This window comes from Streptomyces sp. NPDC052107, assembly GCF_040680215.1.
GTDB lineage: Bacteria > Actinomycetota > Actinomycetes > Streptomycetales > Streptomycetaceae > Streptomyces.
In genome coordinates this window covers 15,198-38,951 of sequence record NZ_JBFAWG010000056.1, presented here as the reverse complement: position 1 = coordinate 38,951, position 23,754 = coordinate 15,198, and the positions used below count along the sequence as shown (strand labels likewise).

The 23,754-nt window shown below is 71.6% G+C and carries 21 protein-coding genes, 2 tRNA genes and 1 riboswitch; of the genes, 14 read left to right on the top strand and 9 right to left on the bottom strand.

The window, feature by feature from the left end; all coding sequences use genetic code 11:
• Positions 1–41 precede the first annotated feature (41 nt).
• The 8 genes from AB0M27_RS35135 (at position 42) to AB0M27_RS35100 (ending at position 8,791) form a co-directional block, all read left to right on the top strand.
• Positions 42–392, top strand: coding sequence for a metallopeptidase family protein (locus tag AB0M27_RS35135; protein ID WP_365727965.1), 351 nt, complete (start codon positions 42–44; stop codon positions 390–392).
• Between the two features lie 290 nt (positions 393–682).
• The gene (locus AB0M27_RS35130) at positions 683–1,237 is read left to right on the top strand and encodes a hypothetical protein (protein ID WP_365727961.1); all 555 of its coding nucleotides are present in this window, start codon (positions 683–685) and stop codon (positions 1,235–1,237) included.
• Between the two features lie 235 nt (positions 1,238–1,472).
• A complete protein-coding gene (locus AB0M27_RS35125; RefSeq protein ID WP_365727960.1) occupies positions 1,473–3,662 on the top strand; it encodes a DEAD/DEAH box helicase in 2,190 nt (729 codons plus the stop codon).
• Between the two features lie 111 nt (positions 3,663–3,773).
• Positions 3,774–5,309 (top strand): amino acid permease, encoded by a 1,536-nt coding sequence (locus AB0M27_RS35120; protein WP_365727958.1) that lies wholly within the window; start codon positions 3,774–3,776, stop codon positions 5,307–5,309.
• 99 nt (positions 5,310–5,408) lie between these two features.
• Positions 5,409–5,481 (top strand) — tRNA-Lys (locus AB0M27_RS35115).
• Positions 5,482–5,972: 491 nt separating this feature from the next.
• Positions 5,973–6,914 (top strand): STAS domain-containing protein, encoded by a 942-nt coding sequence (locus tag AB0M27_RS35110; protein WP_365727956.1) that lies wholly within the window; start codon positions 5,973–5,975, stop codon positions 6,912–6,914.
• A gap of 165 nt (positions 6,915–7,079) precedes the next feature.
• The gene (locus AB0M27_RS35105; RefSeq protein ID WP_365727955.1) at positions 7,080–7,520 is read left to right on the top strand and encodes a DUF5994 family protein; all 441 of its coding nucleotides are present in this window, start codon (positions 7,080–7,082) and stop codon (positions 7,518–7,520) included.
• Between the two features lie 77 nt (positions 7,521–7,597).
• Positions 7,598–8,791 carry a PP2C family protein-serine/threonine phosphatase gene (locus AB0M27_RS35100; protein WP_365727977.1) on the top strand — a complete coding sequence of 398 codons (1,194 nt, stop codon included), beginning with the start codon at positions 7,598–7,600 and terminating at the stop codon, positions 8,789–8,791.
• A 24-nt stretch (positions 8,792–8,815) separates the two neighbouring features.
• Here the strand turns inward: AB0M27_RS35100 and AB0M27_RS35095 are convergent, their stop codons facing one another.
• Positions 8,816–9,298 (bottom strand): DUF5994 family protein, encoded by a 483-nt coding sequence (locus AB0M27_RS35095; protein ID WP_365727953.1) that lies wholly within the window; start codon positions 9,296–9,298, stop codon positions 8,816–8,818.
• Positions 9,299–9,542: 244 nt separating this feature from the next.
• Here AB0M27_RS35095 and AB0M27_RS35090 point away from each other — a divergent pair, with 244 nt between their 5' ends.
• Entirely contained in the window at positions 9,543–9,827 is a 285-nt protein-coding gene (locus AB0M27_RS35090) for a hypothetical protein (RefSeq protein ID WP_365727951.1), read from the top strand.
• Between the two features lie 141 nt (positions 9,828–9,968).
• Here the strand turns inward: AB0M27_RS35090 and AB0M27_RS35085 are convergent, their stop codons facing one another.
• Positions 9,969–10,664 carry a TetR/AcrR family transcriptional regulator gene (locus tag AB0M27_RS35085; protein ID WP_365727949.1) on the bottom strand — a complete coding sequence of 232 codons (696 nt, stop codon included), beginning with the start codon at positions 10,662–10,664 and terminating at the stop codon, positions 9,969–9,971.
• A gap of 152 nt (positions 10,665–10,816) precedes the next feature.
• Here AB0M27_RS35085 and AB0M27_RS35080 point away from each other — a divergent pair, with 152 nt between their 5' ends.
• Together AB0M27_RS35080 and AB0M27_RS35075 are read left to right on the top strand one after the other, a co-directional pair.
• Positions 10,817–11,488 (top strand): NAD(P)H-dependent oxidoreductase, encoded by a 672-nt coding sequence (locus tag AB0M27_RS35080; RefSeq protein ID WP_365727948.1) that lies wholly within the window; start codon positions 10,817–10,819, stop codon positions 11,486–11,488.
• Positions 11,489–11,507: 19 nt separating this feature from the next.
• Positions 11,508–12,986 (top strand): DHA2 family efflux MFS transporter permease subunit, encoded by a 1,479-nt coding sequence (locus AB0M27_RS35075; RefSeq protein ID WP_365727946.1) that lies wholly within the window; start codon positions 11,508–11,510, stop codon positions 12,984–12,986.
• A gap of 123 nt (positions 12,987–13,109) precedes the next feature.
• Here AB0M27_RS35075 and ribA read toward each other — a convergent pair whose 3' ends face one another.
• A complete protein-coding gene (ribA, locus tag AB0M27_RS35070; RefSeq protein WP_365727944.1) occupies positions 13,110–13,742 on the bottom strand; it encodes a GTP cyclohydrolase II in 633 nt (210 codons plus the stop codon).
• A gap of 83 nt (positions 13,743–13,825) precedes the next feature.
• Positions 13,826–14,347, bottom strand: coding sequence for a MarR family transcriptional regulator (locus tag AB0M27_RS35065; RefSeq protein WP_365727942.1), 522 nt, complete (start codon positions 14,345–14,347; stop codon positions 13,826–13,828).
• A gap of 62 nt (positions 14,348–14,409) precedes the next feature.
• On the opposite strand from AB0M27_RS35065, the gene AB0M27_RS35060 reads away from it, so the two are divergent.
• Positions 14,410–15,543 (top strand): dihydrofolate reductase family protein, encoded by a 1,134-nt coding sequence (locus AB0M27_RS35060; RefSeq protein ID WP_365727940.1) that lies wholly within the window; start codon positions 14,410–14,412, stop codon positions 15,541–15,543.
• Positions 15,544–15,603: 60 nt separating this feature from the next.
• Here the strand turns inward: AB0M27_RS35060 and AB0M27_RS35055 are convergent.
• A tRNA-Met gene (locus AB0M27_RS35055) sits at positions 15,604–15,677 on the bottom strand.
• A 311-nt stretch (positions 15,678–15,988) separates the two neighbouring features.
• Positions 15,989–16,135, top strand: a riboswitch (cyclic di-AMP (ydaO/yuaA leader).
• 7 nt (positions 16,136–16,142) lie between these two features.
• On the opposite strand from AB0M27_RS35055, the gene AB0M27_RS35050 reads away from it, so the two are divergent.
• Complete coding sequence (locus tag AB0M27_RS35050; RefSeq protein ID WP_365727938.1) at positions 16,143–17,171, top strand: M23 family metallopeptidase; 1,029 nt, start codon at positions 16,143–16,145, stop codon at positions 17,169–17,171.
• A 71-nt stretch (positions 17,172–17,242) separates the two neighbouring features.
• Entirely contained in the window at positions 17,243–18,187 is a 945-nt protein-coding gene (locus tag AB0M27_RS35045) for an aldo/keto reductase (RefSeq protein WP_365727935.1), read from the top strand.
• 157 nt (positions 18,188–18,344) lie between these two features.
• On the opposite strand, the gene AB0M27_RS35040 is transcribed toward AB0M27_RS35045, so the two are convergent.
• The 4 genes from AB0M27_RS35040 to AB0M27_RS35025 all read right to left on the bottom strand — a co-directional run bounded on the left by AB0M27_RS35040 (position 18,345) and on the right by AB0M27_RS35025 (position 23,412).
• Positions 18,345–19,688: a PrsW family intramembrane metalloprotease gene (locus AB0M27_RS35040; RefSeq protein WP_365727933.1), complete on the bottom strand. Its 1,344-nt coding sequence runs from the start codon at positions 19,686–19,688 to the stop codon at positions 18,345–18,347.
• Positions 19,689–19,730: 42 nt separating this feature from the next.
• Positions 19,731–20,579, bottom strand: a complete 849-nt coding sequence (trmB, locus tag AB0M27_RS35035) for a tRNA (guanosine(46)-N7)-methyltransferase TrmB (RefSeq protein WP_365727931.1) — start codon at positions 20,577–20,579, stop codon at positions 19,731–19,733.
• Between the two features lie 129 nt (positions 20,580–20,708).
• Entirely contained in the window at positions 20,709–21,926 is a 1,218-nt protein-coding gene (gene lhgO, locus AB0M27_RS35030; protein ID WP_365727929.1) for an L-2-hydroxyglutarate oxidase, read from the bottom strand.
• A gap of 61 nt (positions 21,927–21,987) precedes the next feature.
• A complete protein-coding gene (locus AB0M27_RS35025; RefSeq protein ID WP_351208724.1) occupies positions 21,988–23,412 on the bottom strand; it encodes an MFS transporter in 1,425 nt (474 codons plus the stop codon).
• Between the last annotated feature and the right edge of the window lie 342 nt (positions 23,413–23,754).

The following is a 23,754-nucleotide window of genomic DNA, read 5'->3' as shown; positions in this document are numbered from 1 at the left end:
GCACCGCTCTCGTACGGGCCTTCGTACCGGACAATGACCATGTGCTGGAGATGACGCGCGAGGAGTTCGAGGAACTGGTCGCCGAGGCGCTCGACCGGATCCCGCCGGAGCTGATGCGGCTCATGGACAACGTGGCGGTGTTCGTGGAGGACGAACCGCCCGCCGACGACCCCGACCTGCTCGGCCTGTACGAGGGCACGCCGCTCACCGACCGGGGCGAGTGGTACGCGGGGGTGCTGCCGGACCGGATCACCATCTACCGCGGGCCGACGCTGCGGATGTGCGAGTCGCGCGAGGACGTCGTGGTGGAGACCGAGGTGACGGTGGTGCATGAGATCGCCCACCACTTCGGCATCGACGACGCCCGGCTGCACACCCTTGGGTATGGGTGAGACGCTCTTGGGCGCGGGCGGCGGGGGTGGCGTGAGTGTGGCCGAGTACCGGCGCGTGTGCGGCCGGGCGGTGATATGGGTGCTGCCGAGAACTCGCGTGTGCGCGGCCGGGCGCGATGCATCCGCGGCTGAGCAGCGACGCGTGTCCGACTGAGCAGCGACGCGTGTCCGGCCGGCGGGCGACGCGTGTGCGGCGGCGTGGCTGCGATCGGCGTGTGGTTGGGCGGGGAGGCGTGCGGGGCGCGTGTCCTCTTGTGGGCGGCGGGAGTTGGGGAGGTTGACTCCTTTCCATGCCTCCGGAGGTGGCCGCCGTGCGCCCCTTGTCCGTACCCGTCCGGCTCACCGTCACGGTGCTGACCCTCGCCGCTGCCGCCGGCTGTGTGAACGTGGGTGACGACGCGGGCCGGGCCAGGCCCTCGCACTCGGCGGGGCAGCACGGCGGCGAGGCACCCGACGGCGGCCCGGGGGACGGCGCCGGCGGCCCCGGCGGGCACGACGGCAAGGAGGGCGACCGCAAACACGAGCACGGTGGCAAGAAGAAGCCCGGAGAGGAGTCGGCCTCCCCGTCGGCCACCTCCTCGTCCGGCGAGGGCGACTCGCCCGCGGCCCCGGCGAAGCCCGGCAAGCCCGGCACCACCGCCGATCCCGGGGGCCCGGCGCCGACCAACGCCCCGCCGACGGCGCCGGCCACCTCCGCCCCACCCGAGCCACCCGCCTCCACCCCGCCGCCCGCGACCTCCGAGCCCCCGTCGGCCGAGCCGTCCTCCTCGGCCCACGAGGGGACGGGAACACAGCTCGTCGAGCGCGAACCGGCACCGGCGCCCGGGGCGGACGTCGCGGCGTGATCTCCGACGGTGCCGGAGACGTGGCTCACCTGCGGATATGGAGCCGGTTTGCGCTCAGGGGTGGTGGGTGCGTATGGTGGTAGATCGTTTGATCCCATTTGCCCGGCGCCACCGCAGAGCGCGCCGTGTGGCGCGTACTCTCCCTTGCCGTGGCGGACCGCATTGAGGCGGTCGTGAGCGAATCACGGAGTTGACGGGCGCGTGCCGAAGAGACTCCGGAAGGTTTCGCATTCGCATGTCCGTGTCCAGTACTGATCAGTTCGTCGTGTCCGAGAACGAGCTCAACGAGCTCGACAAGGAGCTCACCGACGCGACGTCCGAGATCACCGAGGCCCCCGAGGCCGCTGACACCACCCCCCAGACCACCTTCGCCGACCTCGGCCTGCCCGAGGGCGTCGTGCGCAAGCTCGCGCAGAACGGCGTAACGACCCCCTTCCCGATCCAGGCCGCGACCATCCCGGACGCCCTGGTCGGCAAGGACATCCTCGGCCGTGGCCGCACCGGCTCCGGCAAGACCCTCTCCTTCGGCCTGCCGACCCTGGCCCAGCTGGCCGGCGGCCGCACCGAGAAGAAGCGGCCCCGCGCCGTCATCCTCACCCCGACCCGCGAGCTGGCCATGCAGGTCGCCGACGCGCTCCAGCCGTACGGCGACGTCGTCGGCCTGAAGATGAAGGTCGTCTGCGGCGGCACCTCGATGGGCAACCAGATCTACGCCCTGGAGCGCGGCGTCGACATCCTGGTCGCCACCCCGGGCCGGCTGCGCGACATCATCAACCGCGGCGCCTGCTCTCTCGAGGACGTGCAGATCGCCGTCCTGGACGAGGCCGACCAGATGTCCGACCTGGGCTTCCTGCCCGAGGTCACCGAGCTGCTCGACCAGGTCCCGGCCGGCGGCCAGCGCATGCTCTTCTCCGCCACGATGGAGAACGAGATCCAGACCCTCGTCGACCGTTACCTGAACAGCCCCGTCTCCCACGAGGTGGACGCGGCCCAGGGCGCGGTGACGACCATGTCGCACCACATCCTCATCGTGAAGCCCAAGGACAAGGCGCCGGTCACCGCCGCGATCGCCTCCCGCAAGGGCCGCACGATCATCTTCGTCCGCACCCAGCTGGGCGCCGACCGCGTCGCCGAGCAGCTGCGCGACGCCGGCGTGAAGGCCGACGCGCTGCACGGCGGCATGACCCAGGGCGCCCGCACCCGCACCCTGGCCGACTTCAAGGACGGGTACGTCAACGTCCTGGTCGCCACCGACGTCGCCGCCCGCGGTATCCACGTCGACGGCATCGACCTGGTCCTGAACGTGGACCCGGCCGGCGACCACAAGGACTACCTGCACCGCGCCGGCCGCACCGCCCGAGCGGGCCGCACCGGCACGGTCGTCTCCCTGTCCCTTCCGCACCAGCGGCGCCAGATCTTCCGCCTGATGGAGGACGCCGGCGTCGACGCGGCCCGCCACATCATCCAGGGCGGCGCCACCTTCGACCCGGAGGTCGCCGAGATCACCGGCGCCCGCTCGATGACCGAGGTCCAGGCCGAGTCCGCCGCCAACGCCGCCCAGCAGGCCGAGCGCGAGGTCGCCCAGCTCACCAAGCAGCTGGAGCGCGCCCAGCGCCGCGCGACCGAGCTGCGCGAGGAGTCCGACCGGCTGGTCGCCCGGGTCGCCCGCGAGCGCGGCGAGGACCCCGAGGTGGCGGTGGCCGAGGCCCAGGCGACGGCGGCGGAGGAGCTCGCGGCCGTGGCCGAGGAGCCGGCGCAGCGAGAGACCGAGCGCGAGGAGCGTCCGGCGGCTTCGGCGCCGTACGAGCGCCGGGAGCGGCGCGGCTTCGACCGGGACCGCGGTGAGCGGGGCTTCGAGCGCCGTGAGGAGCGGGGCGAGCGCGGTGGTTACGACCGTCGCGACGACCGTGGTGACCGCGGTGGCCGCGGTTTCGAGCGCCGGGACGACCGTGGTGCCCGTGGTTTCGAGCGCCGTGACGACCGCCGTCCGTTCGACCGTGACCGTCGTGACGACCGCCGTCCCTTCGACCGCGACCGCCGTGACGACCGCCGTGACGACCGCGGTGGCCGCTCCTTCGACCGGGACCGTGGTGAGCGTGGTTTCGAGCGCCGGGACGACCGTGGTGCCCGTGGTTTCGAGCGCCGTGACGACCGCCGTCCGTTCGACCGTGACCGTCGTGACGACCGCGGCGGCCGGTCCTTCGACCGGGACCGCGGCGACCGTGGCGACCGTGGCGGTTTCCGCCGGGACGAGCGCGGCGGGCACCGGGGCAGCGACCGCCCGTTCAACCGCGACCGCCGCGACGACCGCCCGGGCTTCCGCTCCGGCGGCCACGAGCGCCCCTACAGCCGCCGTGACGACCACCGCGGCAACGGCTCCTTCGGCCGCCGCGAGGACAAGCCGCGCTGGAAGCGCAACGGCTGACGCCGAGTGAGGTCCGAGTGACCTGAAGGGCCCGTACGACCACGTCGTACGGGCCCTTTTTCGCCACCGGGTGACGCATGTCACGCCCCCTGTGAGGGAATTGCTGGGGGCATGACAGATGACGCGAGAGTGAGCGGGCAGCAGGAAACGTCCGGCCCGTCCGGCCTGTCGGACGAGGAACGACTGGCCCAGCTCGGTTACACCCAGGTCCTCGCCCGCCGGATGTCGGCGTTCTCGAACTACGCCGTCTCCTTCACGATCATCTCGGTCCTGTCCGGCTGCCTGACCCTCTACCTCTTCGGCATGACCACCGGCGGCCCCGCGGTGATCACCTGGGGCTGGGTGTCGGTCGGCCTGATGACCCTGTTCGTCGGCCTGTCGATGGCCGAGGTCTGCTCGGCGTACCCCACCTCGGCCGGCCTGTACTTCTGGGCGCACCGCCTGGCACCCGCGCGCTCGGCGGCGGCCTGGGCCTGGTTCACCGGCTGGTTCAACGTGCTGGGCCAGGTCGCGGTGACCGCCGGCATCGACTTCGGTGCGGCCTCCTTCCTCGGTGCGTACCTGAACCTCCAGTTCGACTTCGAGGTGACCCCGGGCCGCACGGTCCTGCTGTTCGCGGCGATCCTCGTCCTCCACGGCCTGCTGAACACCTTCGGCGTGCGGATCGTCGCATTCCTGAACGACGTGAGCGTGTGGTGGCACGTGCTGGGCGTGGCGGTGATCGTCGGCGCGCTCGCCTTCGTCCCCGACCACCACCAGTCGGCGACGTTCGTGTTCACGAAGTTCGTCAACGAGACGGGCTGGGGCAGCGGCACGTACGTCGTCCTGCTCGGCCTTCTGATGGCCCAGTACACCTTCACCGGCTACGACGCCTCCGCCCACATGACCGAGGAGACCCACGACGCGTCCACGGCGGGCCCGAAGGGCATCGTCCGCTCGATCTGGACGTCCTGGATCGCCGGCTTCGTGCTCCTGCTCGGCTTCACCTTCGCGATCCAGTCGTACGACAAGGAACTGACGTCCCCGACGGGCGCGCCCCCGGCGCAGATCCTCCTGGACGCGCTGGGAGCGACGACGGGAAAGCTGTTGCTGCTGGTGGTGATCGGCGCCCAGCTCTTCTGCGGCATGGCCTCGGTGACCGCCAACAGCCGCATGATCTACGCCTTTTCACGTGACGGCGCGCTGCCCTTCTCCCACGTCTGGCACACGGTCAGCCCGCGCACCCGCACCCCCGTGGCGGCGGTCTGGCTGGCCGCGCTGGCCGCTCTCGCCCTCGGCCTGCCCTACCTGATCAACTCGACGGCGTACGCGGCGGTGACCTCGATCGCCGTCATCGGCCTCTACATCGCGTACGTCATCCCGACCTTCCTGCGGGTCCGCAGGGGCGCCGCCTTCGAACGCGGGCCCTGGCACCTGGGCCGCTGGTCGGTCCTGATCGGAATCGTCTCCGTGACCTGGGTCGTGGCGATCACGATCCTCTTCATGCTCCCGCAGGTCTCCCCGGTCACCTGGAAGACCTTCAACTACGCCCCCGTCGCCGTCCTGGTCGTCCTCGGCTTCGCCGCGACCTGGTGGCTGGCCTCGGCCCGCCACTGGTTCCTCAGCGCACAGCGGACCGTCATCGCCCCGAACCCGGTAGAAAAGTGACCATCCGGAGCCTCGGTCCCCTCCCGACGCGGCCGCGTCACCGATACCCGATCGGAGACACGGCCTCGTCCGGCTATGCTCGGACAGGCAACATCGCCTGGGCCCTTAGCTCAATTGGCAGAGCAGTGGACTTTTAATCCATTGGTTGTGGGTTCGAGTCCCACAGGGCCTACAGGTTGCAGGCAGGGGGGCAACCCATCTGACCTGCTGTGCAGCGTCCGGGTCGGCTTCGGCTGGCTCGGACGCTGACTCGTTTTCGGGCCCTTGCGTGAGCGATGCGTGAGCGGGGAGCGCGTTCACCTGCGGTGGCTTTGTGTGAGGCCGCCCTCAGCGGATACTCGGCGGGCGTGAGGTACGGCAGTGTGCCCCACGAGTGGGCCGTCTGCCCCGGATGTCTCCATGAGCCTCGGCAGGCGGTGCGCTCCTTACGGGCCTTACGGGTGAGCCCGTCCGGTGCTGCGGGTCGAGTCGGCCGGCGGCGTACGGTGGAGATACCGAGGGCATCACGCACTCCGGCCGTCCTGCCGGGTCGTCCTCGGCGAGAGACGAACCCCGGGCCGTCCGAGCGGCGGTGCGGAGACGGGTCGGCATCATGCCCGCCGCGATCACAACAACTCCGCACCCTTCCCTGGTCGTTGCGTCTCCCTGCCGAAGGGCGGGGTGATGGCCGTGCGGCGCCTGGACATCCACCGGCGTGACCGGGGGGAGCGGGCCCTCGTCACGCTCGTCGGCGACATCTGGCCGGCCTCGGCGCCCCTGCTGCGGGCCGCGCTGGAGCAGTGCCTGCGCGACGGCATGACCGCCATCGACGTCGATCTCACCACGGTCGGCTCGTGTGACGCCAAGGGTCTGGACGTCTTCCTGACGGCGTCACGGCATGCCGGCCGCGTGCACTCCTGCCTGCACCTGCACCATCCGTGCGCGCAGATCACCCGGCTCCTCGCCGTCACCGGCTCCGCGTCCCTGCTCCGCGATCTGCTGGACACGTCCGCGGCGGGCCCGTCAGCCGGCGGGACGCAGACGCCCGGCGACCGCGCCGGTGCGCCGGTCGTCAAGGACGGGATCCGCCTGCGCAGACTGACTCGCCGGCAGGTGGAGGGGATGAGCGAGGACATCGCCGAGCTGGCCGTGGCCGGCCCCTTCCTGCGGGACGACTTCCTGCGGCGGCTTACCGTCAGCGCCCGTCGGCCTGGCTTCGCGCTGCTGGCCGCCGAGACGACGGTGCTGGTGGGGTGCGCCTTCGGATTTCCGGTGAGCCCCGGTGCCCGGTCCGAGCGAGGGTTGCAGGAGAGCATCCAGCGGCTCACCGGCTGCGCCCGGTTCCTGCTCCTCACCCAGGTCGTGGCGCGCCAGCACGCTCAGCACTGCGACATCGGCCGCTGTCTGCAACAGCGTCTGCTGGCCGATGGGCATGCCGAGCTCGGAGTCGTCCTTCTCCATCCGGCCGACAGGGCCGGACAAGCCGCCTACGACTCCTGGGGCTGGCGGAACCACGGGGAGATGGTCGGGCTGCCCGGTCGGGGCGCTCCTTGCGTGTTGACCCTGTCCCGGGAAAGCGGACTGTCGCTGCCAGCGCCTCGGGCCGCCGGTCCAGGCCGGGCGTAGCCTGGGAGACACCGAGAGCATGTCGGGCGCATGATCACGACAGCGCCGTTCCCGGCGAGTGACGGACGAGGGCAGCTCCGAGGCAGCCCGGGACGGGATCGCGCGATGGACTCCCTCACACCGCCTGCCGGAGACCGGCCACCGGGTGGCGCGCACACGTACAGGATGCCGCTGGCACGGCTGAGGCTCACGCCGGAGGCCAGCCACGGCCCGCTGGACGGAGCGTGGTGGCCGCGTTGCGACGCACTGGAACTGGAGCTGCCCGCGCTCGTGGGCTCGCTCGACCCCGGCCGTGGCACGGTCACCCGCGTCACGGTGGGCGCTGCGGCATGGCCTGACGCGCCGCTGACCGTGTCGGCGCCCGAGCACGTGATCGAGGTCGTCCTGAGCGACGTCACCGCCGAGGAACATGCCATCACCCTGGACTGCGGCACCGTGGGGCGCTGGGAGTTGCTGGTCGTCCCGCCCGACGAGCCGGCCGGAACCGCCGAGCGCCTGCTGACAGCCGCCGCCGATCCGTGGAACCCGCTGTCGGCTCAGCGCACCTTGGCACATGTCGAGGACGGCTTCGGCCGGGAGGGCGCCGGGGAACAGCACGGCCCATGATGGAGTGATGAGACGGGTGGTCCTTTCGCCGGTCGACCCCGCCGCCGGTGTCCGTGTGGATCACGGTGGGTGAGCGGATGACGGCCGAACCGGGCACGGACCGCTCCGAGAGCTTCGGGGAAGCGCTTCTGGGGGCGCTTCTCGACCGGGCGCACGAGCTCCCGCCCCACCTCATCGGACCGCTGGTCGCCGACGTGCTGGAGCGGCTGGGGGGCCGATGTCCGCAGGTGCTGCTCCAGGACTACGGCCAGTTGCTGCTCGTACCTCTGCGCGGTGAGGGCCTCACGGGCGGGGATCCGCAGGACATCGACGCTTCCGCCGCGGGCCGGTGCTTTCTCGATGCCCAGCCCGTCGAGGTGCCCGAGGCCGACGGCGTACGGGTCCACCTGCCGCTGCTGGACGGCGGCGACGAGGTGGGCGTCATGGCCGTGACGCTGGACCGGATCGATGACGACGACCGGCGGCTGCTGGCCAGGCTCTCCGGCCTGGTGGCCGACCTGCTGGTGACCAAGCACGGCTACTCCGACCTGTTCTTCTCCACCCGCCGCGGTGAGCCGATGAGCGTCGCCGCCGAGATCCAGTGGTCCCTGTTGCCGCCTCTGGCCATGATCATGCCGCGGGTCGCCGTGGCCGGGATCCTGGAGCCCGCCTACGACGTGGCGGGCGACAGCTTCGACTACGCGCTCAACGGCGACATCCTTCACGTGGCCATGATCGACGCGATGGGGCACGGCCTGGGCGCGGCCACCATGGCCACCGTGGCCATCGGCGCCTACCGTCACGCCCGCCGCCTCGGCACCGGCCTGTCGGAGATCTACGCCGCCATGGACGGCGCCGTGGCACACCAGTTCGGCCCGGACCACTTCGTCACCGCCCAGATGATGCGGCTGGACACGGCCACGGGGCGGATGCACTGGGTCAACGCGGGACACCCGCCACCGGTACTCGTGCGCGATCATCGCGTCATGTGTCGGCTGGACGCCCCCACGACCCTCCCGGTCGGTCTGGGCGGCGCTGAGCCAGAGGTCGGCGAGCTGAACCTGGAGCGCGGAGACCGCGTCCTCTGCTTCACGGACGGACTGATCGAGGAACACGCTGTGGGTGAGGAGCAGTTCGGGGAGGACCAGCTGATCGACTGGGTGAACCGGCTGGAGAGGACCGGCCGCGGGGTCCGGGCGGTGGCTCGCTCCCTGTCGCACACCCTCATGCGTGCGCGCGGCGGATACACGACGGACGACGCGACGCTGCTCCTGGTGGAGTGGCGCGGCTGACCGCACCACCGGCCACGACAGGGGTCAGCCGGACGGCCTCTCACCGCTTCCCGTGTCGATGAGGATCTGCTCCGCCTCGCTGATGTTGCCGGCCAGGACGGCCTGGGCCATCGCCGCTCGGGCGGCCTCGGGCGGCGTGTCCGGTGGGACCACCAGCAGCGAGAAGAGGTCCCGGTCGCCCCGGGTGATCAGGACCGTGTCGTCACCCACAGCGAAGGAGTCCACGTGTACTACGTGGTCGCCGACGACGATCCGTGTTGGGAGCCCCTCCCAGGCCGTGGCATCCAGCCCGACGCGGGTCAGGGGGCCCAGGTGCTCGGTGAGGGCGCTCAGCAGCGCGGGCAGCTCGGCACCGATGTCACGCGACCGCGGCCACCACGCCCCGTCGAGGATGCCTTCGCGCGATGCCGTCGTCTCCAGCCGGAGGAGTGCGCTCCCCGGCCGAACGGCATGGTGTACACCACTCGGCAGGTGCCTGGAACCAGGGGATATGTCGGAGCCGGTCATGGAGGACCACCTGTCCGGGATCCGGTGCGAACACGGGGTGCGCCTCGCTTCTGACCACGCTACTCCCCATCACCGCGAGCACCGGCGTCGCCGGGAATCGCCGGGACGCCCGCATACAGCGAGGGGAAGCCGCATGAGGGGCTGCGCAGCGGGGCACCCGGGCGGCGGAGCCTGTGAGCGAGGCCGCAGGGCCGGCTGCCTGTCGGTATCAGCAGCCTCGGAGACCAGCCTGAGAGCGCCAGCCATGACGACACTCCGTGAACGCAAGACCTACCGCAAGGCCATCCTCCGGCAACTCTACGGAGCCATGGAGCGCAACCGACCTGAGGTCAGCGGGGCGGCACTGCGCGAGGTGCTCCGGCTGCCCGACGACGACCTGTCCGCGGCCTGCGCCTACCTGGCCGACGAGGGCCTGATCACCGTCGAGTGGACGTCGCACAAGACGCCCGCCACCGTCTCACTGTCCCATGACGGCATCCGGTACATGGAGGAGGAAGAGGAGTGGGGTGACCCCAGGCAGAGCGAGTGACACGCTCCACGCCCGGTCGCTGCTTTTCGGGCCGGGACTTCAATCCCCGTGTGACGCATGCGCGGATGTGCCGGGGGCCTGCGGATCGAACGCTGCCGGGGCGGACGGTTCGGCGGCTGCGGGACGAGACCGCGGCCGCCCTCACCGCCGCGCACCCACCCCATAGGCCCGCAGAAACGCTGCCACCCCGCCCCTGATCAAGCGGTCCGTCTCCGTCGGCGGGAGGGGGAGGACACCGTAGTGGGTGGACTGGACGAGGGTGTGGGTCGTCAGGGCCATGAAGTGGGCGGCGGTCATGGCCGGGTCGCCGTGTGGGTCGAGGAGGCCGGCGTCCGCGAGGTGGGTCATCGCCTCGGTGACGGCTCGGCCGACCGGCTCCGGGCCCGCCTCGTGCCAGGCCTTCAGAACCTCCGGCGGCACATGGTCGGCCTCGGCATGGATGTGGCGGACGAGGGCGAAGTGGTTCGGGTAGTCGGTCATGAGGTCGGCGAACCCGCGGGCCAGGGCGACCAGATCGCGTTCCAGGTCCTCGGCGCGCGGTGGTCGCCCAGGGTCCAGCACCACGCGCAGACGGGCCAGTTGGGCGTCGCGGACCTCGTTGGACGTCCAGGTCACCACGGTCTGGAAGAGCTGTGCCTTGCCGCCGGGGAAGTGGTTGTACAGCGTGCGCGTGGAGACGCCGGCCTCGGCGGCCAGCGCGTCGACCGACGCGCGCGCATAGCCCTCGCGGCCGAAGAGCGTGCAGGACGCGCTAGCGATCGCCATCTGCTTCTCCAGCTTGCGCGGCGAGACCTCGCGTCGCGCCCGCGCCACCCGGGCCTCGTTCGTTTCGCCCACACCTGCCTCCTCTGACGGGCCACTCTACCCGACCTACAACGAGCGTTGTACTTTTTACAACGCTCGTTGTACTTTGCTGAGCGGGGGCCGCGTACAACCGGCGGCCGACCCGCCCGGAGCAAAGCCAGGAGTGCGACCGAAGGGGGACACCCATGTCCGTCATCAGCAAGGAAGCCGAAGCCGGCAGGGAAGCCGAAGCGGGCGAGGAAGCCGAAGCCGCGCCCGTCGCCACGGACGAGGCACCGCTGCGCGTTGCCGTGGTCGTCGGCAGTGTCCGGGAGGGCCGGCAGGGCCGCGCGGTCGCCGACTGGTTCCTCGGCACCGCCGCCGACGACACCGGCCTCGACCTCGACGTCATCGACCTCGCCGAGCTCGACCTCCCGCTGGCGCTGCCCGCCTGGGGCGGCGCCCCGAGCCCCGCGGCCACAGCCGCGCTGCGGGACGTCTCGCCGCGGCTTGCCGCCGCCGACGCGTTCGTCGTGGTCACGCCCGAGTACAACCACAGCTTCCCGGCGTCCCTGAAGAACTTCATCGACTGGCACCACCAGCAGTGGCAGGCCAAGCCGGTCGGCTTCGTGTCGTACGGCGGCCTCGGCGGCGGCCTGCGCGCGGTCGAGCAGCTCCGGCTGGTCTTCGCCGAGCTGCACGCGACGACCGTGCGCGACTCGGTCAGCCTGCACGGCCCCTGGTCCGGCCTCGGTGAGGACGGCGCGCCCCGGGATGCCGCCGTGTGCGTCGGCGCCGCCAAGGGCATGCTCGGCCAACTCGCCTGGTGGAGCCGGGCGTTGCGGACCGCGCGGGCCGAGCGCCCGTACGCCGGCTGAGGGCGGGGTGGGGGGAGAGATGCGCACGAACTCACGCGCCGCGGCCGCCCCGGCCCGTCCGGCACCGGACCCGGACACCGCCCTGAACCGCACCCTGGCCGTCACCGTCGTCGGCATGGTGATGGCGGTGCTCGACATGACGATCGTCAACGTCGCGCTGCGCCGGCTCTCGCAGTCCTTCGGTGCCTCGCTGGAGACCGTCCAGTGGACCACCACGGCGTACACGCTCGCACTGGCCGCCGTCATCCCGACCGCCGCCTGGGCCATGGCCCGGATCGGCCCCAAGCGCACCTACGTGACCGCGCTCACCCTCTTCACCCTCGGCTCGCTGCTCGCCGCCTGCGCCTGGGACGCGGGCAGCCTCATCGCCTTCCGCGCGGTGCAGGGGCTCGGCGGCGGGCTGCTGCAGCCGGTCGGCATGGCCATGGTGATGGGCGCCGCCGACCGGTCCCGGCTCGGCCGTGCGATGGCCGTGGCGGGGCTGCCCATCCTGGTGGGGCCGGTCGCCGGTCCGGTGCTCGGCGGCTGGCTCGTCGACGCCGCCTCCTGGCACTGGATCTTCCTGGTCAACCTGCCCGTCGGCGTCCTCGCCCTGCTCCTCGCGCTACGACTCCTGCCGCCGGACACACCGATGCCCGCGACGCCGTCGACGCCCGGGGCCGGAAGGACCGCCGGGGCCGGAAGGACCGCCGCACGGCTGGACCTCCCCGGCCTGCTGATGCTGTCCCCCGGCCTCGCCCTGCTGCTGTACGGCCTCGCCCGGGGCGGCGAGCGCGGCGACTTCACCACGCCCGGTGCCCTCGTGCCGGCTCTCGCCGGCGTGGCCCTCACCGCGGCCTTCGTTGGCCGGGCGCTCACCACGCCCGCGCCGCTGCTGGACCTGCGGCTGCTGCGCGACCGCACCTTCGCCGCCGGCGTCGGCACGCTCGCCCTGTTCACCTGCGGTTACTTCGGCTCGATGCTGCTCGGCCCGCTGTACTGGCAGCAGGAACGGGGCCTCAGCGCCACGGCGGCCGGACTGCTGGGCGCGCCGGTCGGTCTCGTCGTCGGTACGACGATGCAGTTCGCGGCGCGGCGGATCGACCGGGTGGCACCGCGTCGGCTGATCCCGGCCGGCATCGCGGTGGCCGCCCTCGGGATGGCGCTGACGGCCTGGCAGGTGGGGGTGCCCGGGGTCGCGCCCTGGCGGATGGTCGCGTCGGTCATGGTGATGGGCGTCGGCGCCGGCATGGTCCTGATGCCGACGATGACCACCGCGAGCCGGAACCTGCCCGCAGACCGCCTCGCCGCGGCGAGCACCGCGCTGAGCATCGACTCCCAGCTGGGCGCGTCCGTCGGCACGGCCGTGCTGTCGGTGGTGCTGGGCACGGCGGGCCTGCACCCGTCCGGTTTCCGCACCGCGTACGCCGTCGCGGCGACCCTCCTGGCCCTGGCGGCCCTGCCGGCGTCGGCCCTGCCGGCGTCGGCCCTTCCGGGCCGTCGGCAACCGCCTCGGTAATTCGGCACGTGCGGTGATGGGCAGGTTCGTTGCCTGCGCCGGAGAGGAACCCGCAGGTCAGGTGAGCCCAGGCGCGGGGGACGATGGAACGAATCTGCCGATCACCCCGGCCGCCCTCCGACCTCAGCCCACGTTCAGCTCGGCCAGCGGGAGGGTGTGGCGGGTCTGGAAGACCTTCGCACGCAGATAGCGGAGGTTGTGGGCCGTGGTGAAGACGCCGGTCGGCACCCGGTCCCGGACCACGACGCCCAGCGCGCACAACTGCTCGGCCTTGTCGGGGTTGTTGGAGAGCAGGTCCAGCTCGTCGATGCCGAGGGCGGCGAGCATCTGCGCGGCGGCCGTGTAGTCGCGGGCGTCCTCCGGCAGGCCGAGCGCGGCGTTCGCCTCGTAGGTGTCGAGGCCCTGGTCCTGGAGGGCGTACGCGTCGAGCTTGTTGTAGAGGCCGATGCCGCGGCCCTCCTGGCGGAGGTAGAGCAGGACGCCGCCACGGTCGGCGATGCGCTCGACCGCCTCGCGCAGCTGGGGTCCGCAGTCGCAGCGGGCCGAGCCGAAGACGTCGCCGGTCAGGCACTCGGAGTGCAGGCGCACCAGCGGGACGGTGCCGGGGGCGAGGTCTCCGAGGACGACGGCGACGTGCTCCTGGCCGTCGGCCAGGCCGTGGAAGGTGACGAGTTCGGCGTCGACGCTGTAGCCGTCCTGGAAGCGCAGCGGTACCCGGACGCGGGCGCGCGGCGTGGCGGCGGGGGTGTCGGGCATGCGGGTCCCTCCGGAGGCTGTTGCTTCAGATTTGAAGCAGCGGGTCACGGGGGACCCTACCCCATGCTTCAAAGTTAAAGCAATCAATTGTCGGAGGAGGAACACGAGGAACGGCGCCTCCAGGGCACGTCCTCCGCCCCGGACTCGGCGCCCTCGCCCTGTAGCCCCCGTGCGATCCCCGTGCAGATCTCCTCCAGCTGCCCCACCTGCTCCGGCGTGAGCCGGTCGAAGAGGGTGGCGCGCACGGTCTCGACATGCCCCGGTGCCGTACGCTCCAGCACGGCCATCCCCTCGTCCGTCAGTACGGCGATGCTGCTGCGCTTGTCCCAGCGGCAGTCCTCCCGGCGCACCAGCCCGTCCCGCTCGAGCCGGGTCACCGCGTACGTCAGCCTGCTGCGCGTGATCTTCAGCGTCTCGGCGAGGTCGGTCATCCGCAGCCGCCGGTCGGGCGCGTCGGACAGGTTGGCCAGCACGGAGTAGAACAGGTGCGGCATGCCGGCGTCCTGCTGGAGCTGTCGGTCGATCGCGTCCTCCAGGAGGTGCGTCGCGGCGAGATACGCGCGCCAGGCGCGCTGCTCCTCGGGGCTGAGCCAGCGGGTCGTCATGCCGCCAGTGTAAGTTTGTTTCAAACTTGAACCAAGCCTCGCCTCGCAGGGAGACCGCGCCGATGTCGTACCCGTACGTGCTGCTCTCCGCCGCCGTCTCCCTCGACGGCTGTCTGGACGACACCGGCCCCGACCGGCTCCTGCTGTCCAGCCCGGCCGACTTCGACCGAGTCGACGCGGTACGGGCCTCCGTCGACGCCATCCTGATCGGCGCCGGCACGATCCGCGCCGACAACCCGCGGCTGCTGGTCAACTCCGCCGAGCGCCGCGCGGCCCGGGTCCGGGCGGGCCGGCCGGAGTACCCGCTGAAGGTGACCGTCACCGCCACCGGCGACCTCGACCCCGACGCAAACTTCTGGCACACCGGCGGCGCCAAGCTCGTCTACACGACCGACCAGGGCGCCGAGCAGGCCGCCCGCCGCGTCGGCAACGCCGCCGACATCGTCCCGCTCGGCCCCGGCCTCGACTGGCGGGCCCTGCTGACCCACCTGCACGACGTGCGCGGAGTCGGACGGCTGATGGTCGAGGGCGGCGGCACGGTCCACACCCAGCTGCTGCAGCTGGGCCTCGCCGACGAGCTCCAGCTGGTCCTCGCGCCGCTCTTCGTCGGCGACCCGGCCGCGCCCCGTCTGTTCGGCCCCGGCAACTACCAGGCCGGTCGGCTGCGCCTGACCGAGACCCGCCGTATCGAGGACGTGGTTCTCATGCGCTACGAGCCCACCGCGCCCGGCAGCGGTCCCGTCGCCACCGCCGCCGACCGTCACTGGCTGCGCACCGCATGTGAACTCGCCGCGCTGTGTCCGCCCTCGGAGACGGCGTTCAGCGTCGGCGCGGTGGTGGTGGCCGCCGACGGTACGGAGCTGGCCCGCGGGCACTCCCGGGAGGGTGACGATCCCGTGGTGCATGCGGAGGAGGCCGCGCTCGCGAAGATCGACCCGGCGGATCCGCGACTGGCTGCCGCCACGGTGTACAGCAGCCTGGAGCCCTGCGCCCGGCGGGCCTCGCGGCCCGCGCCCTGTGCCGAGCTCATTCTTCGGGCGGGGGTACGGCGGGTGGTCACTGCTTGGCGCGAGCCGGACACGTTCGTGGCGGCGGCCGACGGTACGGGGATTCTGGTCAAGGCGGGTGCCGAGGTGGTCGTCCTGCCCGAGTTGGAGGGACCCGCCAAGGCGCCGAACGGGCATCTGCTGGGCTGAGGCGCCCGATCAAAGGCTCAGGGCCCGGAATCCAAGAGATTCCGGGCCCTGAGCCTTCAGTAGCGGGGACAGGATTTGAACCTGCGACCTCTGGGTTATGAGCCCAGCGAGCTACCGAGCTGCTCCACCCCGCGTCGTTGTGTCTCTACTGTACACCACGCACTCATCCGATCGGCGCACACCGGTCGCCCACGCCGCACCACGCCCGTGATCGCCTTCACCGACGGTGACCGGACGACCGCCCTCCGCATAACATCTGAGTCACCATCAAAAACGCGGACGCTCCTGAGCGATGGCCAACTCGCCCGGTTTGCAGTGCTCCTGACCGGTAAGTCCGCCGTCGAAAGCGTTAATGATCAAGCCGAACGGCTTGGAAAGTGGCTGCCAGGTCTATTAACGTTCGATAACGCAGCGCGGTTGTCCCAGCCGTCACAAGAGGCGGCTCCGTGTGCACGCGCCGAATCCCGCAAGGGAACCGGGGAACCACCACATTGGGGTGAATCGCGCGGATGCCAGCCGGTATACGCGCGTAGGAGACCTTCCTGCTCCGAACCCGTCAGCTAACCCGGTAGGCGGAGGAAGGAAAGGAGTGCGCCCGAGTGGCGTCCAACCGGCCCGCCCCAGAAGCCCCGTTCGTGCCCGCGCAAGCCCAGCCGGAGACCTTCGGCTACGGCGCCTACCGCGCCGAGGAGGGGCCCTGGGAGGAGTGGGACCCCACCGAGGACTCCGTCGCCCCGGTCCGTGGCCGGCACCGCGTCGCCAAGCAGCGCGGCGGCTTCGCACGCAGCTCCACCGTCCTCGGCGTCGGCGTGATGGCCGCGGTCGGCGCGGGCGGCATGGCCAGCGCCAACACCGGCAAGCCGCCGGTCTCCATATCCATGCCGGACCTGGACTCCGTCGAGCACATCTTCGACGGCGGCTCCTCCGACACGCCGCAGGCCACCACCACCGGACTCAGCCACGTGGGCGTGACCACCGACAGCGCCGACAGCGGCAACGCCGGCGAGGCCCTGCGCAACCGGATCATGGCCCAGGCCGAGCAGCAGAAGGGCCAGGCCGACAACAAGGCCACCGCCGCCGCGATCGCCGCGGCCGACCAGCAGGCCGCCGCCGCGGCCGCCAAGGCGGAGAAGGAGGCCGCCGCCAAGGCCGCCGCCGCCAAGGAAAAGGCGGAGGCCGACGCCGAGAAGGCCGCCGAGGCCAAGCGGCTGGCCGAACTGGCCAAGCAGTACCAGCTGCCCGTCGTCTCGTACACGATCACCGGCACCTTCGGGCAGCCCGGCGCGATGTGGTCCTCCGGCTACCACACCGGCCTCGACTTCGCCGCCCCCACCGGCACTCTCATCAAGGCCGTCCACAGCGGCACGGTGACCCAGGCCGGCTGGGCGGGCGCCTACGGCTACCGCACCGTCATCACCCTGGACGACGGCACCGAGCTGTGGTTCTGCCACCAGTCATCGATCAACGTCTCCGTCGGCCAGAAGGTCTCCACCGGCCAGGTCATCGGCCGCGTCGGCGCCACCGGCAACGTCACCGGCCCCCACCTCCACCTGGAGGTCCACCCGAACGGCCAGGCCACCGCCGTCGACCCGGCGCCGTGGCTGCGCGACAAGGGCCTCAACCCCTGACAGCCGTCCGTACGAGGGACTTCGCACCGGCGGCGGAATGCGATCATCCGCCGCCGGTGTTGATGTAGAGCATGACTTCTCTGCGCACACTCGGTTCCTCCGACCTCGAGGTCTTCCCGCTCTGCCTCGGCGGCAACGTCTTCGGCTGGACCGCCGACGAGGAGACCTCCTTCGCCGTCCTGGACGCCTATACGGCCGCCGGTGGCAACTTCATCGACACCGCGGACTCCTACTCGGCCTGGATCGAGGGCCACAAGGGCGGCGAGTCCGAGACGGTCATCGGCAAGTGGGTCAAGTCCCGCGGCAACCGTGACCGTGTCGTCATCGCCACCAAGGTCAGCCAGCACCCCGAGTTCCAGGGACTGTCCGCCGCCAACATCAAGGCCGCCGCGGACGCCTCCCTGCGCCGTCTGGACACCGACTACATCGACCTCTACTACACCCACTTCGACAAGCCCGAGGTCCCGGTCGAGGAGATCATCGGCGCGCTGGACGAGCTGGTGAAGGCGGGCAAGGTCCGTCACATCGCCGCCTCCAACATCAGCCCCGAGCGCCTGAAGGCCTCGCTCGACTTCTCCGACCGTGAGGGCCTGGCCCGCTATGTCGCCCTCCAGCCCCACTACAACCTGGTCTCCCGCGACACCTACGAGGGCCCGCTGCAGAACCTGGCCGCCAAGGAGGGCCTGTCCTCGGTGCCCTACTTCTCCCTCGCCGCGGGCTTCCTGACCGGCAAGTACCGCCCCGGCACCCAGGTCGACAGCGCCCGCGCGGGCCGGGCCCAGGAGTACGCGGACTCCGAGCGCGGCCAGAAGGTCCTCGCCGCCCTGGACGAGATCGCCGCCGCCCACGACGCCCCCGTCGCCACGGTCGCCCTCGCCTGGCTCGCCGCCCAGCCGACGATCACGGCCCCGATCGCCTCGGCCCGCACGGTGGAGCAGCTCCCCGCACTGCTGGGTGTGGTGGACCTGAACCTGACGGATGAGGAGGCGGCGAGCCTGACGGAGGCGTCGGCCTGATTCCTGCGCCGGCTGCGGGCTACCTTCTGTCAGCCGCTTCCGCCGCTTCCGCCGCTTCCGCCGCTTCCGCCGCCTGCGGCCACTTTCTTTCCGCCGCAACGGCTCTCAGCCACAACGGGGCAATCCGGCGGTGCCGAACCCTCCGTCACCCACCCGGCTAGGACCGATACGGGTTGTAAGCGGAGTAGGGCGCCGCCGGATAGCCGTAACCCGGCCCCGGGTAGCCGTAACCCGGCCAATGCGCCGCAGGCGCCGGCACAGGCGCCGCGTACATCGGCCGAACCGGCGGAGCCACTCGCGCCGCATACTCCAACGCCGGCCGAGCCACATCCCTCCGCTTCCACAGCTCGTCCAGCAGCTCCCGCTCCCGTACGACGAAGTCGGCCCCGGCCTTCCCCGTGCGCCCGCGGTGCCGCAGAAAGGCGAGCGAGGTGGCGTACGCCTCGTACTGCGCCACCGTCCGCGCCGCCGGCCGGCCGCCGTGGTGCCGAGCGTAGTCACGAGCCGTCCGCCGCGCCCGCATCGACCCGAGCGCGAACGGCTCGGCCGGCCCCAGCCACCCGGCCAGCACATACGTCGGCAGCTCCTCCCGCACGGTGCGCAGCTCCCGCTGCCGCGTCCAGATCGAGAGCCAGGTCAGCAGCCCGAACACGGGGACCATGAATCCGCCGTAGACGGCGAAGAACCCGAACTCGCCGAAGGTGGAGGAGCCGTTCCAGAAGGCGTGCATGCTCATCGCGAGCAGCAGGCCGCAGACCGGCAGCAGCATCCGCCGGACCCGCTGCCGCGGGGCGGAGAGCGCGGCGATGCCGAAGCCGAGGCCGGTGAGGGTGGTGAACAGGGGGTGCGCGAACGGGGACATCACGATGCGCACGAAGAAGGTGGCGGCGGTGACCGAGGCGATGCCGCGGCCGCCGCTGAGCTGGTCGGCCCCGAAGGCCGTACCGAGGTAGAGGATGTTCTCGGTGAACGCGAAGCCGGTGGCGGTGATGCCCGCTATCACCACCCCGTCGACGATCCCGGTGAAGTCACGTCTGCGGAAGAGGAAGACGAGCAGGACGGCGGCGGCCTTGGCGGACTCCTCCACGATCGGCGCTATCACCGTGGCGCCGAGGGTGTTCGCACCGGCCGGATCGGCGGTGGCCGTGGCTATCCACTTCGTCGCGAAGCTGTTGGCGACGATGGCTATCAGCGCCGCCGCGCACGCTCCCCAGGCGAAGGCGAAGACCAGGTTCCGCCAGGGGCCCGGCTCGACCCGGTCCAGCCAGCGGAAGGCGGCTATCAGCCAGGGCACGGGCAGCACGGCGAGGCCGAGCCCGACGAGAAACCCCTCGGTACCGGTCTGTCTGCGCACCAGCGCGAGGATGACGAGACCGGACAGCGCGAGCAGGGTGATCAGTGCTCCGTACCGCACCCACCTGCGCTGCCACCAGTGCGGATGGCGGAGCACGGGGCCGTGGGGGCCCGGGGGATACGTCGGAAACGGAGGACTGGTGGCCACGGCATCGACCCTAACGGTGACGGGACGAGGGGCTGGAGCGTTTTATCGGTCCTGATGTCCGGACGGACGGCGGTCCTGGTGCGGTACGCGCCGGAAGAGCAGATCTTTCACCACATGTCCCTTCTCCAGTCCCTGCCCCTCGAAACGGGTCAGCGGCCGGAACTCGGGGCGCGTGGCGAAACCGCCGTCCGCCTGCGTGTTCTCGAAGCCGGGATGCGCGCTGAGCACCTCGAGCATCTGCTCGGCGTACGGCTCCCAGTCGGTCGCGCAGTGCACGATGGCGCCGGGCCTCAGCCGGGTCGCGGCGAGCGTCAGGAACTCGGCCTGGATGAGCCGCCGCTTGTGATGCCGCTTCTTGGGCCAGGGGTCCGGGAAGTACACCCGCAGCCCGTCGAGCGAGTCGGGGGTGAGCATCTCCCGGAGCAGGATGATCGCGTCCCCGTTGCCCACCCGGACGTTGGACAGCCCGTTGCGGTCGGCGAGACCCAGCAGATTGCCCTGGCCCGGGGTGTGCACGTCGACGGCGAGGATGTTGGTGTCCGGGTCGGCGGCTGCCATCTGCGCGGTGGCCTCGCCCATCCCGAAGCCGATCTCCAGGACGACGGGCCTGTCGTTCCCGAACAGCTCGCCGAGGTCGATGACCTTCTGTCCGTCGATGTCCAGCCCCCAGTTGGGCCACAGCCGCTGCAGCGCGTCCGCCTGCCCGGCGGTCACCCGGCTGCGCCGCGGCTGAAAACTCCGGATCCGCCGCTCGAAGTGCGACCCGGCCGGATCGGCCTTGGGCCCGTCCGGAAACCGCGGCTCCCCCTTGGCCCGGGCATGCCGGATGGACACGCCGGGGCGGTGGGAGGTCGGCGAGGGGGCTTCGGGGGCGTTGAGGAAGTCAGACACAGTAGGACAGATTTTACGGCGTGGCACGGACGAACGAACCGGTGCCCGGGACGGCGCCTTCCCAGCCGACCGAGGCGGGTGGGCAGAGGGGCGACCAGGGGTCCGGGGGCGAGCCCCCTGGTACGGCCACTACAGCGAACCGAGCATGTCCAGCACCCGGCGCCCTGTCTCCCGCCCGATCGGCAAGGAAGCGGTGGCCGCAGGCGAGGGCGCGTTCAGCACATGCACGGCACGAGCCCCCTCCTTGATCAAGAAGTCGTCCACCAGCGTCCCGTCCCGCAACACCGCCTGCGCCCGCACCCCGGCAGGGGCCCGCACCAGATCGTCCGCCTCCGCTCCGGGCAACAACCTGCGCACCGCCTCCAGGAACGCCCCCTTCGACAGCGAGCGGTGCAGCTCTCCCGCGCCGTATCTCCAGTGCCGCCGGGCGATCGCCCACGACCCCGGCCACGCCACGGTCCCGGCCAGCTCCCGGGGGCGTACGACCCCCCAGCCGTACCCTTCCCGGGCCAGGGCCGGCACCGCGTTGGGTCCGATGTGTACGCCTCCGTCGATGCCCCGGGTCAGATGGACCCCGAGGAACGGGAAGGCCGGGTCCGGCACGGGATACACCAGCCCGCGCACCAGCTCCGGCCGCGCCAGCTCGTAGTACTCCCCGCGGAACGGCACGATCCGCACCTCGGGCTCGTCCCCGGTCAGCCGCGCGATCTCGTCGCAGTACAGCCCGGCGCAGTTCACCAGCACGCGCGCGCGTACGACGTCGCCGCCCGAGGTGAGTACGGCCACGCCGCGCTCCGGCCGACGGTCGATACGTACGACCCGGGCGCCGTAACGGATCTCCGCCCCAGAGGCCTGCGCCAGGTGCCGGGCGACGCCGACGAAGTCGCACACCCCCGTCGTACCGACGTGTATCGCCGCCAGCCCCCGGACCTCGGGCTCGTACTCACCGATCTGCGCGGGGCCCAGTTCCCGCACCGGAATGCCGTTCTCCCGGCCGCGCTGCACGAGCGCGTGCAGCCGGGGCAGTTCCTCGCGGTCCGTGGCGACGATCAGCTTGCCGGTGACGGCGTGCGCGATGCCGTACTCGGCGCAGAACTTCACCATCTCGGCGGCGCCCCGCACCGCGTACCGCGCCTTGAGGGAGCCCGGACGGTAGTAGATCCCGCTGTGGATGACCCCACTGTTGCGCCCCGTCTGGTGCCGGGCCGGCCCCGGCTCCTTCTCCAGCACGGTGACCGCCGTGCCCGGCGCGGCCCGGGTGATCGCATACGCCGTGGACAGCCCGACGATCCCCCCACCGACCACGAGCACATCACAGTCGTACGCCCCGACCGGCACCTGCACCACCTCCCACCTCGATAGTGCACTGCGCCACTGACAACGCCTTCAAACGCGAGTGTGACCCTTCTCAGGCCGGAGCCATCAGCAGCGGCCGGGCCCGCTCCCGCAGCTCCACCACCCTCGGCTCGTCCCCGTACGGCTCCAGCCGGTGCAGAAGGTCCTTCACGTACTCGGTCGTGCGCGCCGACGAGATCCGACCGGCCACCTCCACGGCCCGCACCCCCTGCTCACAGGCGGCGTCGAGGTTCCCGGACTCCAGCTCGGCGACGGCCGACACGACCAGTCGCAGGCCGTGCGAGCGAACGAACTCCTCGGTCGGCTTCGACAAGGCCTGTTCCGTGAACCTCCGCACCTGTCGCGGGGCCTTCAGATCCCGGTAGCACTCGGCCGCATCCGCAGCGAAACGGTCATATCCATAGAAACCAAGCCAAGAAGGATCGTTGTCGCCCTCCCGGGACCGCTCCAGCCATCCTTCGGCCGCCTTCAGCGCCGCACCCGCCGCCTGCGCATCCCCCGCACGCGCGTGTGCCCGGGCCTCCACCAGCCGGAAGAAACTCATCGTGCGCGCGGTCGCGAGCCCGCGGTTGCGCTCCAGCGCGGCCTGCGCCAGATCGACCCCCTCGTCACCGAAGCCGCGATACGTCGCCTGCAAGGACATGGAGGCCAGGACGTAGCCCCCCAGCGGGACGTCCGCCGCCGCGCGCGCGAGGCGCAGCGCCTGGATGTAGTACCGCTGTGCCGCCTCCTGCTGACCGGTGTCGAAGGCCATCCACCCGGCGAGCCGGGTGAGTTCGGCGGACGCCCCGAAGAGCGCGCGGCCCACTTCGTCGGAGTAGGAGCCGAGCAGCAGCGGTGCCGCCTCCACCCGCAGACACTCCGGCACCATCGACGAACGCCAGTCCCCACCCCCGTACTTGGAGTCCCACCGCCGGGCGTCCTCGGCGGCCTCCCGCAGCTTCTGCACATCGCTGTGGCCGACTTTGATCGGTGCGCCGGAACCCTCGGCGGAGCCCGCCTCCCGCGCGACCGAGCTGTCGGCGGGGGTTATCAGCCAGCGCGAGGCAGGCGTTGCGTATGCGCTCACCGCGAACGATCCGGCGAGCGACTGCCAGATGCCGCCGGAGCCGGCCCGGCGCCCGGCGAGGTCGAGACGGTACAGCTCCGTCGCCGACTTCACCGCCTGTCCGACGTCTCTGGGGAAGGCGAGGCCCACTTCGGGCGCGGGGTCCGCGTCCGCCAGGCCGATCTCGTGGAGCGGCACCGGGCGGCCGAGCTTCTGTCCGATGGCGGCCGCGATGAGGTGTGGCGCCGCGCCCTGCGGCACCATCCCCTTCGACACCCAGCGCGCCACGGAGGTCTTGTCGTAGCGAAGTGTCAACCCGCGTTGGGCGCCAAGGTCGTTGACGCGTCGCGCGAGTCCTGCGTTGCTGATTCCCGCGAGGGCGAGAACGGCGCCGAGTTTTTCGTTCGGCCCGCGTTGCTCCCTGGACATGCGCCACCCCTCGACACAGACGGCTGCCGCGCTGGCATAACCATGCGGCATTCGTAAACCCAGCGTAGTTCGCCGCATCCCAAGCGTTAAGGGGCATTGTTCCGGATGGCGGGATTGTGGTCCGTACGGAAGTGCGGTCCTGTACGCACCGTGCACGGCCTGTCGCCGCGTGCCCCCGCGCGTGTGGCCGTGCGCCCGTCCGTGCGCTCTTCTCCGGCCATCGGGGGAGCGGTTCCATGGCTCTTGCGTGGGTCGGCCCGCTGTACTGGATCCAGTGGGCTGGGGGACACCGCCACCTTCATCCCCGCGGGTGGCGGACCGGTCCGGGAGGCGATGCCCGCC

Bases quoted from the DNA above. Each gene is read 5' to 3' on its own strand.
- ribA (WP_365727944.1), bottom strand. From the start codon at position 13,742: ATGCCCGACACCCCCGCCGCCACGCCGCGCGCCCGCGTCCGGGTACCG.
- AB0M27_RS35095 (WP_365727953.1), bottom strand. From the start codon at position 9,298: ATGACCGGCTCCGACATATCCCCTGGTTCCAGGCACCTGCCGAGTGGT.
- AB0M27_RS35065 (WP_365727942.1), bottom strand. From the start codon at position 14,347: ATGACGACCCGCTGGCTCAGCCCCGAGGAGCAGCGCGCCTGGCGCGCG.
- AB0M27_RS35075 (WP_365727946.1), top strand. From the start codon at position 11,508: ATGCGCACGAACTCACGCGCCGCGGCCGCCCCGGCCCGTCCGGCACCG.
- AB0M27_RS35045 (WP_365727935.1), top strand. From the start codon at position 17,243: ATGACTTCTCTGCGCACACTCGGTTCCTCCGACCTCGAGGTCTTCCCG.
- AB0M27_RS35025 (WP_351208724.1), bottom strand. From the start codon at position 23,412: ATGTCCAGGGAGCAACGCGGGCCGAACGAAAAACTCGGCGCCGTTCTC.
- AB0M27_RS35110 (WP_365727956.1), top strand. From the start codon at position 5,973: ATGGCCGTGCGGCGCCTGGACATCCACCGGCGTGACCGGGGGGAGCGG.
- AB0M27_RS35060 (WP_365727940.1), top strand. From the start codon at position 14,410: ATGTCGTACCCGTACGTGCTGCTCTCCGCCGCCGTCTCCCTCGACGGC.
- AB0M27_RS35130 (WP_365727961.1), top strand. From the start codon at position 683: ATGCCTCCGGAGGTGGCCGCCGTGCGCCCCTTGTCCGTACCCGTCCGG.
- AB0M27_RS35100 (WP_365727977.1), top strand. From the start codon at position 7,598: ATGACGGCCGAACCGGGCACGGACCGCTCCGAGAGCTTCGGGGAAGCG.
- AB0M27_RS35090 (WP_365727951.1), top strand. From the start codon at position 9,543: ATGACGACACTCCGTGAACGCAAGACCTACCGCAAGGCCATCCTCCGG.
- AB0M27_RS35080 (WP_365727948.1), top strand. From the start codon at position 10,817: ATGTCCGTCATCAGCAAGGAAGCCGAAGCCGGCAGGGAAGCCGAAGCG.
- AB0M27_RS35125 (WP_365727960.1), top strand. From the start codon at position 1,473: ATGTCCGTGTCCAGTACTGATCAGTTCGTCGTGTCCGAGAACGAGCTC.
- AB0M27_RS35105 (WP_365727955.1), top strand. From the start codon at position 7,080: ATGCCGCTGGCACGGCTGAGGCTCACGCCGGAGGCCAGCCACGGCCCG.
- AB0M27_RS35120 (WP_365727958.1), top strand. From the start codon at position 3,774: ATGACAGATGACGCGAGAGTGAGCGGGCAGCAGGAAACGTCCGGCCCG.